The organism is Williamsia sp. z71 (assembly GCF_059553375.1).
Genome location: NZ_JCANWX010000008.1, coordinates 23,712 through 37,651, shown reverse-complemented (window position 1 = coordinate 37,651; position 13,940 = coordinate 23,712). Strand labels below are relative to the sequence as shown.

The window sequence follows — 13,940 nt, the reverse complement described above, 5'->3', positions numbered from 1 at the left end:
GGCTTCAGCGACGACGGCCCACCTCACACCTCGACCAGCAGTGCTCGGTGGTCGGAAACCTCGGGTTCGGAGACCACCTCGAAGCGACGCACCGCACTCGGAGACGACACCAGCAGGTAGCTCGCATGGCGAGTCGGCTTGGTGTACCGAGATGTCCGGGTGTCAGCGTCGCCGACGAGGTCGACCATCCCCACATCGCGGAGCACCTCAAAGGTCTCGCTCGTCGGCAGCAGGTTCAGGTCGCCGCAGGCCACCGTGACGTCGCTCGTCGCGCGAACCTGTTCGACGATCTCGGCGAGCCGCCGGGCCTGATCCTTCCGGGCGGCGGTGTCGTGCTTCCCGGCCGGATCCCGTAAGCCGTGAAGCTGGATCACCGACACGGTACGGCCGAGGTCGCGGTCCCTGACCGCGGCCGCCAGCGCCGCCCGGGGCCGGTCCTGCACAGCCCAGTCCGGGTGGTCGACGTATTGCGCGTGCACGAACCTGGCATCGAGCCCGACCACGGGGAACTCCTGGCGAATCCACGTCGCGATTCCGAAATCCTGACGACGCGTGAGGCCGTCGGCATCAACGACGGGACCTGAGTCGTTGACGACGAAATGCGGGCGATGATCGACGAGCACGCCCGACACATCATCGAAGAGGTTGAGTCGCTGCGGCAGCGTGCGCTCGCCGTCGGTGAAGGTCGCCCAGCCCGAATCATGCGGTGTCCGGGTGACTTCCTGCAGACAGACGACGTCGGCCTCGACCGCGGGCAGCCAAGAGATGAGGGCGTCGTACATCGCGCCGCCCCAGGCATTCACCGACACGATTCGCATGGAGGCGAACGTATCGGCAAGCCGGCCCACTACCTAGTGATTTTTCGTGTGCGCCCGAAACCAAAGGGACCCCGGCATCTGATCTGATACCGGGGTCCCCTTGACCTGCGGAAGCGGAGGGATTTGAACCCTAATCGACCCTCTGGTCAGAGGCACGATTCAGCGTTTACCTGCGTAAATACATCACTCCGATTCACCTAGGTTCACCCTGTTTCGTGGGCAAGTGTGGGCAGATTGTGGGCATGACCGCCGTAGATCGCTACGGGCGCGGTTCGTAGTTCCAAAGGTCAAGATCCTTCCAACCCTCGGGAAATCCCATAATCGAATGCGACACAACACCGTCGTGTGTAGGGAGTTTTCCAACTAAAGTCTTGAAGGTTCGAGGCCAGTTAGTCTCAGACTTCGTTAGCGTAACCACGTGCGCACTCAGCGCTGCCGCTGTGTAGATGCGCTTCCTTGCGTCGTCACCCAGAGTCGACAGGTGCTCCAACGTGTGAGGGACTTGCCCCGGATGTACCGCAGGAATTCCATACACGGCGATCCGATTCCAGATTCTGTCGTGGTGAGCGCAGTGGTTACGTACGTTATTCAGGCGGACCAGCCATTGCTGCAATACGTTGTGGCCCTTGACTCCAAAGTGGTCCGAGATGCGGCGTTTATCCTGTTTATCGAGCAAGCCGTACAGCCGGACCAACTGACCGAACTCTAGGATCTCTACTGCAACCCAGATCGGTAATTGGCCGTCGTACTTGTCACGAAAGTGCCGGATGAAGTCTTCATTTTTCGAGTCATCGGCGCGGCGCTGATATCGATCCACCCATTCGGCGTGAGCATCAGCGCCACCGACCCGTCGTCGCGCTCCGCACTCGACACCATCCAAATGCTGTCGGTCGAGGTGCCCAAACCTCTCGCGCTTGCCAAGTACGTAAGCCACCTGCACCCGCAGGGCCACCTCGACTACATCCATGGCCGTTAGCATTAGTGCGCGCAGCTTGCTGTCAAAATCACATAATTCCACGACCTGCTCGAATGTCGCTCCCTCGATGAAATCGTCGAGGCGCTTACCGGGCCGATCTGGATCGAAACTACGGAATGGATAGGAGTATGCCGATAGCCGGTAGTAACCAATACGCTTTAACGCACGCACTGCGGCCCGGTCATCTTTGCAGTCCAACCCCCGCGACTTCATGAGGGCAATCTGCTCGTTGAAGTTGCGATGGGGCTTGTTGTAATCCGCCATCGACGCAACTGCTCCCAAAAGAAAACCGACCCTTGTTAGCCGGTGACACGCAGTCGGTGACTAACAGAGGGGCCGGGGTTGATGACAAGAACCTACCCCCGTCGCGTCAACGCCGTCAAAGTCGGATCCGCGCCTTGATCTGGCACTACAGGACCCTCAAATAGCCTCACCGCGCCCTCGATGGCGCCGGGGTTGGGGACACCTAGCCGCAACTAAGTTCGGCCAACAGCGCCCAAGACAGAGGCCCCTAACTCCTTCGGCTTGGCGGGTGCGCAAGTTTTGAGTTATCCACAAGAAGTCACGGTTTCATAACGGTTCAACCACCGACCCTGTGGATAACCCGACCGCCTGCCGCGGTCAGACCTGTCTCGCACGTGCGTTTCAGGCCCCTGTAAAAAAGGCTGACTGCCCCGACCGGAGGGTCAGGGTTTGGGGGGGTCGAATGATTGGGCGGGGGTACCGACACGAAGGCCCCCACCGGCGTGGTGGGGGCCTTGTGCGCTGCTGCGGCCAACCTGGCGGAGGTCGGGGGACGCCAGGTGGTGCCGCGTCAGAACCAGGTGCCGGCGGCGTCTGCCTGTCCGCCGGTGTCGACTCCGCTGCCGATCTCGGTGACCGGTACGGCTGCACTGTCGGGGATGGATGCCAGGACTCGGCGTGTGCCGTCGAAGTCTTGACCGGCCATCGCCACCCACGATGCAGCGTCGCGCGAGTGGATGGCGCCGCGGCGGACCGCGGTATCGACCAGGACCTTCTGATCGCGTTCGACGGCTGCGGCCACCAGGGTGCGACCGCGTTCGGCGTCGGCGCGTAGCTCCTGCACAGTCGACAGGGCGAGGGCCACCATGCCGGGCATCTGCGCGGCGGCCACTGAGTCACCACCTTCGGTTGTCGCGGTGAGCTCTCCGACCTTGGCCACGATCAGTGCCACGATCTCGGCGGGGTCCGGCGGGTCGGTGGCCGGCATCTCGAGGCCGAGTGCGGCCAGGATCTCTGCCAGTTGTTCGGGTGTCAGTTCCATGTTGTGTTCTCCGTTCGGTGCGGTCGAGTGGGTCAGGCGGCGTCGAGGCCGGTGAACTTGCGGATGGCCTGCGGGTTGGTGACCCCCATCGCGGGGATGGCCCAGCTCTGGACCCAGGTGCGCTTGGTTGCGTTCTCGCGCCAGGTCTCGGTGGTCAGGCCCTGCTCGTAGGAAATGAAGCCGACCTCGCCGGTGTCGACGGCGTACGCGGCGCCGGGGGCCATGCGGTTGGTGGAGAAGACGGTGATGCCGTTCGCCTTGAGCACTGCGTCGAGCTCGGAGCCGTAGGCGATCTTGAGCGCCTTGTGCTCGTTGGGGTGGATGATCCACAGATCGAACGTCAGGCCCATCTCGTCAAGGTCTGCGAGCCACTGGGCGGTGGCGAAGTCGGCGGCCGGCAGTTCATCGGAGGCGGTCAGGTCGGTCGCTGGACCCACGGTGATGGCCGACTTCCAACTGTTGCCGATGACGATGAGGTTGTTCTCGCCCTCCTCGTGGTATTTGGTCAGTGCGTTCTCGATGGTGGCAATGGCCCGGTCGTTGATCTTGCGGACGATCGTGTTGGCCAATGCGGTGACGTCGCGGTCCATGACGCGCTTGTCGTTGCGGATCTTGGCGGCGTCGGTGATGAAGAACTTCCCGCCCCAGTCCTCGACGTTGGCGACGGCGGTCTCGGGTCGACCACTCGAGACGACGGGGTATTCGTTGCCGGGGGTGACTTGCTCGATGTCGCGGGACAGGTACTCGCTGCCGGGTGCGGCGACCTCGTAGAGCACGGCGCCGCCGGCGACTGAGAAGCCACTCGAGGCGAACACCTTGTCGACGATGAACTTCTGTTTGGTCAGATCAGCGATTCGCTGGGTGATGAGCTGCGGCTGATTGAGCGCGGCATCGACGGTGAGGGTTGATCCGGTGAGCTTGGGCGCGCCGAGCGGGTAGGCGATGGGCGAGTTCATGGTTCAGTGTTCTCCTTGCTGGATGAGGCGTACGAGTGCTTCGGTGTGTGCGTTGTGTGCAGCGCGGTCGAAGCTGGATGCTGCGACGAATTCGGTGCGGACCTCTTCGGGGTCAGCCCAGGTGATTGCAGTGCCGGCGATCGCGTACCGGACTCGGTAGCGCTTGCCCTCTTTGTCGTCGACCGCGATGACTTCCGGCGGTGAGATGCGGAGCATTTCGATCCACAACCACTGATCCGCGCCGGGTCCGTCGTAGAACGACTTCGAGATATGTTCGGCGGTAACAGCTTTCGCTGAAGCGGTCACGCGTTGGGACATGTTGATAGTCACCCCCTTTCCTGTTGAGGCGGCAACGTCATATAGGCGAGCGACGTCTTGGATGGATTTGAGGCCGGACACTGCCGGTGGGGTGACGCCGAGCAACGCGACCGCGGTGAGCGCGAATTGGTGTTGTGCGCCGGTGGCGTCCTTGGCCGCGAACTGGCCCTCGATAGAGCGATCGGGGTAGGCCGATCCGAGAATGCTGGCCAGCCAGCTCGGTACGCCTTTGTAGTCACCGATCAGGGTTGAGCCGTCCGCGGATGCGCGGATGTTGTCGACGTAACCGAGTGCGGGTTCTCCGTCGAACCGGGGGTCGACGTGGCCGAGTTTGATGATCGGCCGGCGGAAACCGGGTGCGGTAGAGGCGGCGGCTGCGGCGGTGATGTCAGACCGGGTGAAGGTGACCTTGCCGGTCGAGGCCGGCCATGTGCCGATCTTCATCAGTTCCACGCCGGGAACTGTTTTCAGATCGACCATGGTCGGCCTCTGTCAGCGTCGGTGTGCTGCTCGTTGCCGTACCGAGGTGGCGTCGTAGAACCAGCGGCCACCGTTCTTGTACCCGATGAGTGTGCCGCGTCGGGCGAGGGCCCGTAGGTTGTCGAGCCCACAGCCGAGGATGTCGGCAGCGTCTCGGGCGGTGAGTAGTTCATGAGTCAACAGTGATGTGCCACTGCTGTTTTCGGACGCCGATGTACCGTTTGACGGATTGTCGGCGTACCGGCCGGCGGATTCAAGCTGTGCCTTGAGGTCGCGGACCGGGGCGATCAGCTCCATTCCGCGTCGGCGCATGACTCGCTCGACTTCGGTCAGCGCTTCGGCCAGGTACCGAACCTCGGCCGGACCGAGGGTGACTTCACCGGGGCGATGCAGTCGGATATCAAGTCCACCCATCGTGATCTCCCAGTGAGTCGGCGAGCGCGGCGATCTCGCGTTCGATCCGTTCGCCACGCTCGTAGAGCTCGGGAGCGTAGGTGGTCGTCAGGTCGAGCAGTGCGCGGGTCACGGTGGCCCAGGTCGCCCCGGCCTCGCGCAGCATGTCGATGGCCACATCGAGGCCATCGTCGTCGGCATTGAGGTAGTGCAGCAGCAGCACTGCGGTGCCGGACCGAAGGCGTAGCGCGCGCACCGATGCCTCTGGGTCAGGGTTGGCACTGAACAAGTCGTCGTTGTCGGCGTATTCATCTGCATGGTCAGTCATGTTGTGGCTCTTCCTGTTCGACGGCATCTATCAGTTGGTTTGCAAGGTCGATTGCTTCGGCGATCGACATTCCGAACGTGTCGCCGCCGAGCCTCAGTCGAATCGGCCGACTGTCGGATACGCGGCGCGTGACCTCGGTCAGACAGGTGCGTGCGTAGCGCCTCATTCGCTCACGTCCTCGAGGTGGCAGATCCGCAGGAACTCGGCGCGGTTCCATTCGCGGCCACGGGACTCGACGCGGTGCTTGAGGCTTGCGAGCCAGTGGCCGTGCGCCTCTAGCACGTCGGCTTCGAGGTCTTGCCACGCGCGCAGTTCAACGCACAGCGGGTGATCCCAGTACGGATATCCGGCGAGACCATCAAGCACCGAATTGCGGGCGATCTCGTCGAGGTTGTCGCGGGTCTGTTGCGGTAGCGCGTGCCACCACTGGTCGACGTCGTCGCGGCGTGGGGTACTCATGACGCTTTCCTCTCGGCGACCGGGCGACCGCGCTTTTTCGGTGGTGGGATTCGACCGGCGATCACACCGGCGTAAGGGTGCTCGGTGGTGGCCCACGCATCGCAGGCGATCATTACCGGGCAGTCGAAACAGATACTCTCGGCCGCGGCGTGCCGACTGGCGACCTCGGTGGCCGGTTCACCGTCGTGCGCCGGGTCGTGAAGACCGGGCCACTCGATGCACGCGGCGCCGGGCAACTTTGGGGTATCGGCCAAGATTTTCGCCAGTAGGGCGATCAGATCCGGTGACGGTTTCATGCCGATTCCCGCTCTGAACCGGTTGCTCCGGGGGGTCTGTTTGGAAGTGGTGCAAGTGGTCTGACTGGTGCATCCGGCTGGGGCGGCGCACCGCTTGCGCCGGATTGACCACTTGCACCACTTGAAATGCGACCTATACCCAAGCGGTGCCAGACCGGCGCGAGAACGGTATGCGAATACCCGCGTGGCCCCCTCCCACCTGGTCGAACAGACGTTATCTTCGACGCCTGCGACACGATCCGGGCCAGTCGATGAGCGGTGATCGCCTTGCCGTAGCTGCTCGCCAGACCCCAGTACTCCGGATTGTGAACGATCAGCTTGGAGACCAGTTGATCGGTTGGTACGAACTCTTCGCCCGCCGGCCACACTGCGTGTAGATCGCGCATCAGCACCATTCCTGGCGGGGCAGATTGCAGTCCCGCATCGCGCTCGTCCCGGTCCTCATCGAGTCCGCGGCTGATCAATTCGTCGATGACCGCCGGCCAGTGCCCGCCGGCCGCGACTGCCACTCGCTTGAGCGGCCGCCACTTCTCTTTGCTCCGCCCGATACATCCGGCAGGTAGCTCAACAGCCATACCGGTGACCTGATCGCGTACCGCGTCAGCGAAGTCGACGACACGCTTCTTGAGCTCGGCGGCATCGTCTTCGAGGTGTTCCCAGTCAGAGTCCTCACTTCTGCCGTCGATGTCCGGCATCAGCAGGATTCGCAGCGACCGTGAGCGGGTGTCATCGGGCAGATGCGGACTGTTGCCGGCCATCGCTACCGGAGCAAACGTCGGCATCTCGCACACGTCCCAGCCGCCGGACTTGTTCGCAACCAACACCGGCCGGGTGGCCCCGCGGCGGTAGCCAGAGTTCAGGATGCCGATCAGATCCTCGACTCCTTGTTTGTTCGGCGACAGCGACCGGTCGACCTCATCGATCAGGATTGTGCGAATCCCGTGTTGCACCAGGCGCACGAGCATCGCCGGCGACGACAAAGACGCTGCCTGTACCGGCGCGATACAGAACCGGCTCAGATGATCGAGGACTGTGGTTTTCCCGCTACCGGGCATCGTCGAGTCGATCAGCAGCCTGGGCGAGGTGTAGAGCTCGACAGCCAAGTGCGTGGCCACGGTCCAGAGCGCCAACAGACTGAGGTCTCGGTCGTCAGGAACAGCGATGAATCGACCGAACCAGGCTTCGAGGGCGTCGAGCACCTCGGCGTAATCCGTGTCGCTCACGCGACCACCCGCTTGGCCCACGGATTCGCAGCCTCGAACGCGGCCTTGTCCCGACCGAACTTCCCGATCGCACGCCAATCGGCGCCGGCCGAAACTTCCTGTAGCGCATCAGCACGAGCCTCTTGGTCGAGCTCCATTTGTAGGGCCATCCAAACGGCAGCGAGATGGACCGCTCCAACCTTGCGAGGTTCACCCGCCGGTAAGTCGAGCCACGAGTGCGTGCCGATCACCGGCAGTGGTCCGTAGCGCCCCGCCCGCTCGATGACCGGCCAGAGATCGGAGTACGTCAACGCCCAGGAGACCTCACGTGATTCTGTAGTGCTCGTGAGCAATTCGGGTAGGTCGACGCCGGAGTTTATTGTCTGCACCGACCACGGTGGTGGCGATATGATGGCCATTGGATTGGTTATCCTTTCGGTTCGTAGAGTGCCCCGGCTCGGGAGTGAGCCGGGGCTCTTGCGTTTCCTGGTGTCGGTGCAGCGGCACCAGGAAGATTGAGTTAGAGCAGGTGCTGGTACTTCTCGAGAACGTCAGGTTGGTTGCGCCAGAACGGATCAGCAATCTCGATGGCACGCGTGAGATCGGCCAGCACTTTGCGGGCTTCGACGATGCTCATGATGGCCTCGGTGTCGTCGCCGACCGTGATGACGATCGGCGGCACAAGGTCGTGGTCATCGAGCCACATCCCAACGATGAGCGGCGTCGACTCGTCGAGGTCGCGTCGTTCACCGTTCTTGCCCAGGCTCGCCTGGGTGTAGCCCTGCCAGAAGTGCTCACCCATGCTGCACGGATACTCTGCGCATCCGTTGTCGCACCAGTCATGTTCGAGGCATTGGTAATCGCTCACCGGAGTCTCCGACACCGGGAAGGGTGCGCGCTGGTGGTTGGCAAGCAGTGAGACCCACTGGTCGTCACTGACGGAGTCGAGATGCTGTTCGCCGGCCAACTCCCGCATGTCGCGTGCGATGCCCAGGCAGTCGTAGTCGTCGGCCACCTTGCCTTCTGCGCGGAGGTCTTTGACCACACGGGCCAGGTCCGCAGCCAACAACTGCGGTGGCGTGGTATCGGTGGTGTGCTCTATCGTGGTCACAGTTCAGTTCCTTCGTGAGAGTTGGTTTGAACTTTGGCCTCGTCACCGGTTGCAGCCGGGGCGAGGTTTTTCTTTTCGGTGATGCCAACGAGATCGTCAGTGTCGTCGGCCGGCGGATACGCCAAGCCGAGGTCTTCCACTCCGCGAATCTGTGCGTAGCGATCCATCAGGCAGCACCCGGCGTGACTGTATTGGAATCGAGGTACGCCTGAATATCGTTCCAGCGGTACAAAACTCGGCGCCCAACCTTAATATAGGGAACCCCAATCCCCTTGTAGCGATCCTGAGCGAGACTCGCCGTAGTGGTGTGCATGTGGGCTGCGACCTCATCTGGTGTCGCCAGTTCGTCTGCCATTTCCTACCCTTCTCTCAAGCCGTTGTTTTCTACGGTCTGTGTCAATCAGTACACGTCACCACTCATATCGTCAAGCCGTAGTTTTTCGCGTATTGTGATTCCGCATGAGCGAACCAAAGGCACTGGCCGAGGTCGTCGGCAAAAACGTGCGGCATCTCCGGGGCGACTTCACGGCGGACGCACTAGCGCGAACGATCCGCCAGATGTTCGACTTGAAGTGGGATACCGGTCGTATTGCTGGACTAGAAAATGGTCGCGCTTCGCCCACTGCCACAACACTTTTCATTGTTTCTCAAGCGTTGAGTGAACTGACGAGATCGCCGGTACTCGTGGCCGACCTGGTCCGCTCCCCCAGCTTTGTTGAGATCGGAGGCACAGCGATCGCGGCAGACCGGATCGCTGACGCTCTGAGTGGTGTAGCGGTCGAACTAAAGGTTCGGGACTTCATTGATGCTGCCGAGCGTTCGGAACGTGCTCGGCGTGGCCTCCTCGAGGGGGCAGCGGAGTGGCAAGAACTACCGGAGGAGCTGGGTCAGCTACCTGCCGAACTGATTCAGAAGGTCGAATCACAGACCAGCGAGGCCGAGTACCGCGTAGCGAAATCACTCGGCATTAGCACCATCCGATTAACGGCGGAGTCCGCGCGATTGTGGGGCGACAGCTTCTCTGTCGAACGGGACAGGCGCGCCGGCGCCGGCGCCAACGCTCAGCAGCGCGGACGAGTGAGCCGTGAACTGAAATCTGAATTGAAGGCCGTGCTCGATGGCGACGATTGAGAGCTATCAAACGAAGACCGGTAAGAGGTATCGGGTCCGCTACCGCACGCCCGATCATCGTCAGACCGACAAGCGCGGGTTCAGAACCAAGCGCGATGCCGAAGCATTCTCTGCCACAGTCGAAGTCGAGAAGTTACGCGGCGAGTACGTCGCTCCGCAGCTCGGTCAGATCACCGTCGAGGAACTGGCTGTCGATTGGTTGACGCGCAAGCAATCTGACCAGAAGCCCTCGACGTACCGGACCACCGAGGTCGCGTGGGCAAAGCACGTAAAACCGAAGTGGGGCAAGACAAAGGTCGTCGACATCGATCTCGACGCAGTCGAGCGGTGGATTGCAGACATGGGCCGAACGGTCATCGACGCCGATGGACAGATCAGCAAGAAGGGATCCGGCGCCACTGTGGTCATCCGGGCCTACGGCATCCTGGCGGCGATCCTCGACTCTGCTGTCAAAGCTCGCCGGCTCCCCCGCAACCCAGCTCGAGGGGTCGAGAATCTACCGCGTAAACGCCCGAAACCACGGACCTACCTCACGCATGATCAGGTCGCACTCCTCGCGGATGAAGCCAAGGATCATAGGGTGCTGGTACTGCTCCTGGCCTACTGCGGATTGCGATGGGGTGAGGCGATTGCGTTGCGGGTCAAGGATCTCGACCTGTTGCGTCGCCGGCTCACCGTGGTACAGAACGCAGTCCAGATCGATCAGAAGATCAACGTTGGAACGCCGAAGTCTCATGAGTCGCGAGCGGTGCCGGTGCCGGAGTTCTTGACGTTCGAGCTCGCCGGTCAATGCGAAGGCAAGGCACCCGACGATCTCGTGTTCCCCGGCCGCGACGGCGGATACCAGCGACGGCCGGTTTCGTGGTCAGGATGGTTCGAGGGAGCAGTTACACGCGCTGGGGTACCTCGGGTCACCCTGCACGATCTGCGACACACAGCGGCGAGCCTGGCCGTCTCGGCGAATGTCAACGTTCTGGCCCTCCAAAGGATGCTCGGTCATGCGTCCGCGGCGATGACTCTCGACACCTACGCGGACCTGTTCGACGACGATCTCGATGCAGTCGGAATCGCCCTCCATCAGGCGGCTTCAGTGACGAATGTGGGCAGATTGTGGGCAGAGAGCTCGGGCAATATGACTGACCCGGCGAAAAAGAACGCCCCACCTGCGTAAACAGGTGGGGCGCATCTGCGGAAGCGGAGGGATTTGAACCCCCGGTGGTTTCACCCACGCTCGCTTTCAAGGCGAGTGCATTCGGCCGCTCTGCCACGCTTCCTTCGGCACAGAGCCTACTTCACGCGGGCCTGAGGGTTCTCACGCAGCCACGTATCGACCTTCAGGAAGGTCGTCGCCATGGCCTCCCGCTCGTGATCTTCGAGGTGGTCGAGCAGATAGGTACGTACCGCGACGACGTGTCCCTTGGCGGCGTCGTGGAGTTTGGTCCGGCCCGACTCGGTGATGCGACAGACGCGATTGCGCTGGTCTTTGTCGTGGTCCTTGGCCATCCGCTCGACCCAGCCGGCCTCGGCCATCCGGTCCACGCGCCGCGAGATCGTGCTCTTGCTGCTCAACGCCCCGTCGGCGAGCGCACTCATCCGCATCGAGTCCGTCTCCGACAGCAACACCAGGATGCGGTAGTCGGCGAAGGTGAGACCTGCGGTTTCGACCAGGGCGTAATTGATCGCATCGAATAGACGCTGCGATCCGTTCATGAATGATCGCCACGCGAGTTGTTCAGAGTCATCGAGCCAGGGCACGGCTCTATTCTCTGTCATTTATCCCCCCGGACTACGACGTTTGTCCAACCACGCCAGGAATGAGCGCTTACGAATCAGGACCCTACCGCCATTGAATTTCGGCGTAGTGTGCCACCGCATGCCGCCCGGGCGCACCGGACGGGTAAAGGTAGAGAGATGACCTCAATGCGCGCAGTGAACCTGACCGAGTTCGGGCCGGCGGAGAACCTCATCGTCACCGAGGTCGACAAACCCCGCCCAGGCGCCGGGGAAGTGCTGATCAAGGTGGCCGCGGCCGGTGTGAACCGGGCCGACCTGCTGCAGCGACAGGGAAATTATCCGCCGCCACCGGGAGCGAGCGACATCATCGGTATGGAGGTCTCCGGGACCATCGACGAACTCGGTCCGGGCGTGGCCGGCTGGACCACCGGAACCGATGTCTGCGCACTGATCGCAGGTGGCGGCTATGCGGAGTTCGTCGCGGTCGCCGCCGAACACCTGATGCCGATCCCGGAGTCCGTGGGCCTGGTCGAGGCCGCGGCCCTGCCCGAGGTCGCCTGCACGGTGCTCTCCAACCTCAAACGAACCGCCCACCTCGTGCCGGGTGAGCTCGTCCTGTTCCATGGCGGCGGAAGCGGCATCGGCACCCACGGGATCCAATGGGCCAAGGCACTGGGCGCAACGGTGGCCGTGACGGCCGGCTCGGACGACAAGCTCGAACTGTGCCGCAGCCTCGGTGCCGACATCACGATCAACTACAAAACCGACGACTTCGTGGAGGTGGTCAAGGAGCACGGCGGCGCCGACGTGATCCTCGATATCATCGGCGCAAAGTACCTGGGCCGCAACGTGTCTGCGCTCGCCAAAGACGGCCGACTGGTGATCATCGGCATGCAGGGCGGCGTGAAGGCCGAATTGAACATCGCCGCACTGCTGAACAAGCGTGGCACCGTCCACGCCACCGCGTTGCGCGGCCGGGATCAGTCCGACAAGGCCGCCATCGTCACCGACACCATCGCCACCACCTGGCCACTGATCGCCGACGGCAGGATCAAACCCGTTGTCGGAGCGACATTCCCACTGGCCGAAGCTTCCGCGGCGCACATCCTGCTCGAATCAGGTGAGGTGTCGGGCAAGATCCTGCTCACGCTCTGAGTCTCACCGTATTCTTCCCCTGCAGAGGGCCCGAGGGACATGTTCCCTCGGCGCCCACTGCAGGGGACGAAAATGGCGAGGGTCAGCCGAGTGACCCCAAAGTGCGTACCAGCTGGTCGATTTCGTAGGGCGTCGTATATGGGCCGAGACCGAGGGTGACGGCACCACCGACGTCGTTCACGCCGATGCCGCCGAGTACCCGGCTGTTCACATCGGCAAGCGCGCAGATCCCGTTGTCGGCCAAGCGCCGAACCACTTTGTCGGCGGTCACCCCGGTGACCGTGAAACTGACCGCCGGGATGCGGTTGTCGGCCGAACCGATCAGGTTCACCAGGTTCAACTGGCCCAGCGACCGCAGCAGGTACTGCAGGAGTCGTTGTGAGTATTCACTCAGCGCCGTCATCGACGTCACCAGTCGCTGACGGCGGGTACCGGTGGCCGATTCGTCGAGTCCGGCGAGATGTTCGATCGAGGCGACGAGTCCGGCCAGCAGTGCGTGCTGATGTCCGTCGACCTCCAGTCGATTCGGGCCCTGCGCATCCGGGTCCAGTGACATCGACCGCACCCGGGACAACATGTCGGGGTCGCGGAAGATCACCGCGGCGGTGGCCGGACCACCCCAGCGGTCGGCGCTGACCACCAGGACGTCGGCGCCGAGCGCCTCGATGTCGAGCAACATGTACGGAGCCGCGCTGGTGGCATCGACGACGACCAGGCCGTCGATCGCGTGGACCACTGCCGCCGCGGTGGCGACATCGACCACCGAGCCGATCGTCGACGACGCCAGCGGCATCGCCACCACGCTCGTGGACCGGCTCACCAGTCCGTCGTACTGCCAGACCGGCAGTTCGCCGTTCTCGATGTCGACCTCGGCCCAGCTCACCTTCGCGCCGAACCGGTCGGCCGCACGCAGCCACGGCAGGATGTTCGCCTCGTCGTCGAGCCGGCTGACAACCACCTCCGAACCGAGCCACACCCGAGTGTTGAGGCTTTCGGCGAGCACGTTCAGCAGGTGCCCGCGGGACGGTCCGAGCACCACTCCGCGTGGATCACCACCGACGAGATCTGCCACCGCCTGCCGGGCCGCATCGATGATGCCCGACGATTTCCGGGCCGACGGATAGATGCCGCCGGGCTGTGACACCAGGGAACGAAAACCCTTGGACACCGTGGTCGCGACCGAGTCGGGGATCTGCATTCCTGCCTGCGGATCGAGATGTATCCAACCATCACCCAGCGACGGGAACAGTCCCCGAACGCGGGCGACGTCATAAGCCATGGCAGCCACCATAGACGGT

General features: G+C 62.9%; 19 protein-coding genes and 1 tRNA gene. 3 read left to right on the top strand and 17 right to left on the bottom strand.

The features are described 5' to 3' along the window. Nucleotides 1-23 precede the first annotated feature (23 nt). The 14 genes from AC51GR_RS19400 to AC51GR_RS19335 all read right to left on the bottom strand — a co-directional run bounded on the left by AC51GR_RS19400 (nucleotide 24) and on the right by AC51GR_RS19335 (nucleotide 8,977). A complete protein-coding gene (locus tag AC51GR_RS19400; RefSeq protein ID WP_496326289.1) occupies nucleotides 24-818 on the bottom strand; it encodes an endonuclease/exonuclease/phosphatase family protein in 795 nt (264 codons plus the stop codon). Between the two features lie 259 nt (nucleotides 819-1,077). Next, complete coding sequence (locus AC51GR_RS19395; protein WP_496326288.1) at nucleotides 1,078-2,058, bottom strand: Abi family protein; 981 nt, start codon at nucleotides 2,056-2,058, stop codon at nucleotides 1,078-1,080. 550 nt (nucleotides 2,059-2,608) lie between these two features. After that, entirely contained in the window at nucleotides 2,609-3,079 is a 471-nt protein-coding gene (locus AC51GR_RS19390) for a hypothetical protein (protein ID WP_496326287.1), read from the bottom strand. Nucleotides 3,080-3,111: 32 nt separating this feature from the next. Continuing rightward, nucleotides 3,112-4,035, bottom strand: coding sequence for a major capsid protein (locus tag AC51GR_RS19385; RefSeq protein WP_496326286.1), 924 nt, complete (start codon nucleotides 4,033-4,035; stop codon nucleotides 3,112-3,114). A gap of 3 nt (nucleotides 4,036-4,038) precedes the next feature. Then, nucleotides 4,039-4,806 carry a hypothetical protein gene (locus tag AC51GR_RS19380; protein ID WP_496326285.1) on the bottom strand — a complete coding sequence of 256 codons (768 nt, stop codon included), beginning with the start codon at nucleotides 4,804-4,806 and terminating at the stop codon, nucleotides 4,039-4,041. Nucleotides 4,807-4,845: 39 nt separating this feature from the next. Continuing rightward, nucleotides 4,846-5,247 carry a helix-turn-helix domain-containing protein gene (locus AC51GR_RS19375; RefSeq protein ID WP_496326284.1) on the bottom strand — a complete coding sequence of 134 codons (402 nt, stop codon included), beginning with the start codon at nucleotides 5,245-5,247 and terminating at the stop codon, nucleotides 4,846-4,848. Then, entirely contained in the window at nucleotides 5,234-5,554 is a 321-nt protein-coding gene (locus AC51GR_RS19370; RefSeq protein WP_496326283.1) for a hypothetical protein, read from the bottom strand. The genes AC51GR_RS19375 and AC51GR_RS19370 overlap by 14 nt, the downstream gene beginning before the upstream one ends. 162 nt (nucleotides 5,555-5,716) lie before the next feature. Then, on the bottom strand, nucleotides 5,717-6,013 hold the full coding sequence (locus AC51GR_RS19365) for a hypothetical protein (RefSeq protein WP_496326282.1): 297 nt from the start codon (nucleotides 6,011-6,013) through the stop codon (nucleotides 5,717-5,719). Next, a complete protein-coding gene (locus tag AC51GR_RS19360) occupies nucleotides 6,010-6,309 on the bottom strand; it encodes a WhiB family transcriptional regulator (RefSeq protein ID WP_496326281.1) in 300 nt (99 codons plus the stop codon). Before AC51GR_RS19360 ends, AC51GR_RS19365 begins: the two co-directional genes overlap by 4 nt. Further along, nucleotides 6,306-7,532, bottom strand: a complete 1,227-nt coding sequence (locus AC51GR_RS19355; protein ID WP_496326280.1) for a DUF3631 domain-containing protein — start codon at nucleotides 7,530-7,532, stop codon at nucleotides 6,306-6,308. Before AC51GR_RS19355 ends, AC51GR_RS19360 begins: the two co-directional genes overlap by 4 nt. Then, on the bottom strand, nucleotides 7,529-7,930 hold the full coding sequence (locus AC51GR_RS19350; RefSeq protein ID WP_496326279.1) for a DUF2742 domain-containing protein: 402 nt from the start codon (nucleotides 7,928-7,930) through the stop codon (nucleotides 7,529-7,531). Before AC51GR_RS19350 ends, AC51GR_RS19355 begins: the two co-directional genes overlap by 4 nt. A 101-nt stretch (nucleotides 7,931-8,031) precedes the next feature. Beyond that, the gene (locus AC51GR_RS19345; RefSeq protein WP_496326278.1) at nucleotides 8,032-8,622 is read right to left on the bottom strand and encodes a hypothetical protein; all 591 of its coding nucleotides are present in this window, start codon (nucleotides 8,620-8,622) and stop codon (nucleotides 8,032-8,034) included. After that, nucleotides 8,619-8,789, bottom strand: a complete 171-nt coding sequence (locus AC51GR_RS19340) for a hypothetical protein (protein ID WP_496326277.1) — start codon at nucleotides 8,787-8,789, stop codon at nucleotides 8,619-8,621. Before AC51GR_RS19340 ends, AC51GR_RS19345 begins: the two co-directional genes overlap by 4 nt. Further along, nucleotides 8,789-8,977, bottom strand: a complete 189-nt coding sequence (locus tag AC51GR_RS19335) for a helix-turn-helix domain-containing protein (RefSeq protein ID WP_496326276.1) — start codon at nucleotides 8,975-8,977, stop codon at nucleotides 8,789-8,791. The genes AC51GR_RS19340 and AC51GR_RS19335 overlap by 1 nt, the downstream gene beginning before the upstream one ends. A 104-nt stretch (nucleotides 8,978-9,081) precedes the next feature. On the opposite strand from AC51GR_RS19335, the gene AC51GR_RS19330 reads away from it, so the two are divergent. Together AC51GR_RS19330 and AC51GR_RS19325 are read left to right on the top strand one after the other, a co-directional pair. Further along, nucleotides 9,082-9,753, top strand: coding sequence for an XRE family transcriptional regulator (locus AC51GR_RS19330; protein WP_496326275.1), 672 nt, complete (start codon nucleotides 9,082-9,084; stop codon nucleotides 9,751-9,753). Then, the gene (locus tag AC51GR_RS19325; RefSeq protein ID WP_496326274.1) at nucleotides 9,740-10,924 is read left to right on the top strand and encodes a site-specific integrase; all 1,185 of its coding nucleotides are present in this window, start codon (nucleotides 9,740-9,742) and stop codon (nucleotides 10,922-10,924) included. The genes AC51GR_RS19330 and AC51GR_RS19325 overlap by 14 nt, the downstream gene beginning before the upstream one ends. Before the next feature lie 18 nt (nucleotides 10,925-10,942). Here AC51GR_RS19325 and AC51GR_RS19320 read toward each other — a convergent pair. Then, a tRNA-Ser gene (locus AC51GR_RS19320) sits at nucleotides 10,943-11,027 on the bottom strand. A gap of 13 nt (nucleotides 11,028-11,040) precedes the next feature. Beyond that, nucleotides 11,041-11,526 (bottom strand): MarR family winged helix-turn-helix transcriptional regulator, encoded by a 486-nt coding sequence (locus tag AC51GR_RS19315; RefSeq protein ID WP_496326273.1) that lies wholly within the window; start codon nucleotides 11,524-11,526, stop codon nucleotides 11,041-11,043. 147 nt (nucleotides 11,527-11,673) lie between these two features. Between AC51GR_RS19315 and AC51GR_RS19310 the strand changes: the two genes are divergently transcribed. Further along, a complete protein-coding gene (locus AC51GR_RS19310; RefSeq protein ID WP_496326522.1) occupies nucleotides 11,674-12,642 on the top strand; it encodes an NAD(P)H-quinone oxidoreductase in 969 nt (322 codons plus the stop codon). Nucleotides 12,643-12,724: 82 nt separating this feature from the next. Here AC51GR_RS19310 and AC51GR_RS19305 read toward each other — a convergent pair whose 3' ends face one another. Then, on the bottom strand, nucleotides 12,725-13,921 hold the full coding sequence (locus tag AC51GR_RS19305) for a cysteine desulfurase-like protein (protein WP_496326272.1): 1,197 nt from the start codon (nucleotides 13,919-13,921) through the stop codon (nucleotides 12,725-12,727). Between the last annotated feature and the right edge of the window lie 19 nt (nucleotides 13,922-13,940).

Bases quoted from the DNA above. Each gene is read 5' to 3' on its own strand.
- AC51GR_RS19400 (WP_496326289.1), bottom strand. From the start codon at position 818: ATGCGAATCGTGTCGGTGAATGCCTGGGGCGGCGCGATGTACGACGCC.
- AC51GR_RS19395 (WP_496326288.1), bottom strand. From the start codon at position 2,058: ATGGCGGATTACAACAAGCCCCATCGCAACTTCAACGAGCAGATTGCC.
- AC51GR_RS19390 (WP_496326287.1), bottom strand. From the start codon at position 3,079: ATGGAACTGACACCCGAACAACTGGCAGAGATCCTGGCCGCACTCGGC.
- AC51GR_RS19385 (WP_496326286.1), bottom strand. From the start codon at position 4,035: ATGAACTCGCCCATCGCCTACCCGCTCGGCGCGCCCAAGCTCACCGGA.
- AC51GR_RS19375 (WP_496326284.1), bottom strand. From the start codon at position 5,247: ATGGGTGGACTTGATATCCGACTGCATCGCCCCGGTGAAGTCACCCTC.
- AC51GR_RS19370 (WP_496326283.1), bottom strand. From the start codon at position 5,554: ATGACTGACCATGCAGATGAATACGCCGACAACGACGACTTGTTCAGT.
- AC51GR_RS19365 (WP_496326282.1), bottom strand. From the start codon at position 6,013: ATGAGTACCCCACGCCGCGACGACGTCGACCAGTGGTGGCACGCGCTA.
- AC51GR_RS19360 (WP_496326281.1), bottom strand. From the start codon at position 6,309: ATGAAACCGTCACCGGATCTGATCGCCCTACTGGCGAAAATCTTGGCC.
- AC51GR_RS19350 (WP_496326279.1), bottom strand. From the start codon at position 7,930: ATGGCCATCATATCGCCACCACCGTGGTCGGTGCAGACAATAAACTCC.
- AC51GR_RS19340 (WP_496326277.1), bottom strand. From the start codon at position 8,789: ATGGATCGCTACGCACAGATTCGCGGAGTGGAAGACCTCGGCTTGGCG.
- AC51GR_RS19335 (WP_496326276.1), bottom strand. From the start codon at position 8,977: ATGGCAGACGAACTGGCGACACCAGATGAGGTCGCAGCCCACATGCAC.
- AC51GR_RS19330 (WP_496326275.1), top strand. From the start codon at position 9,082: ATGAGCGAACCAAAGGCACTGGCCGAGGTCGTCGGCAAAAACGTGCGG.
- AC51GR_RS19325 (WP_496326274.1), top strand. From the start codon at position 9,740: ATGGCGACGATTGAGAGCTATCAAACGAAGACCGGTAAGAGGTATCGG.
- AC51GR_RS19315 (WP_496326273.1), bottom strand. From the start codon at position 11,526: ATGACAGAGAATAGAGCCGTGCCCTGGCTCGATGACTCTGAACAACTC.
- AC51GR_RS19310 (WP_496326522.1), top strand. From the start codon at position 11,674: ATGCGCGCAGTGAACCTGACCGAGTTCGGGCCGGCGGAGAACCTCATC.
- AC51GR_RS19305 (WP_496326272.1), bottom strand. From the start codon at position 13,921: ATGGCTTATGACGTCGCCCGCGTTCGGGGACTGTTCCCGTCGCTGGGT.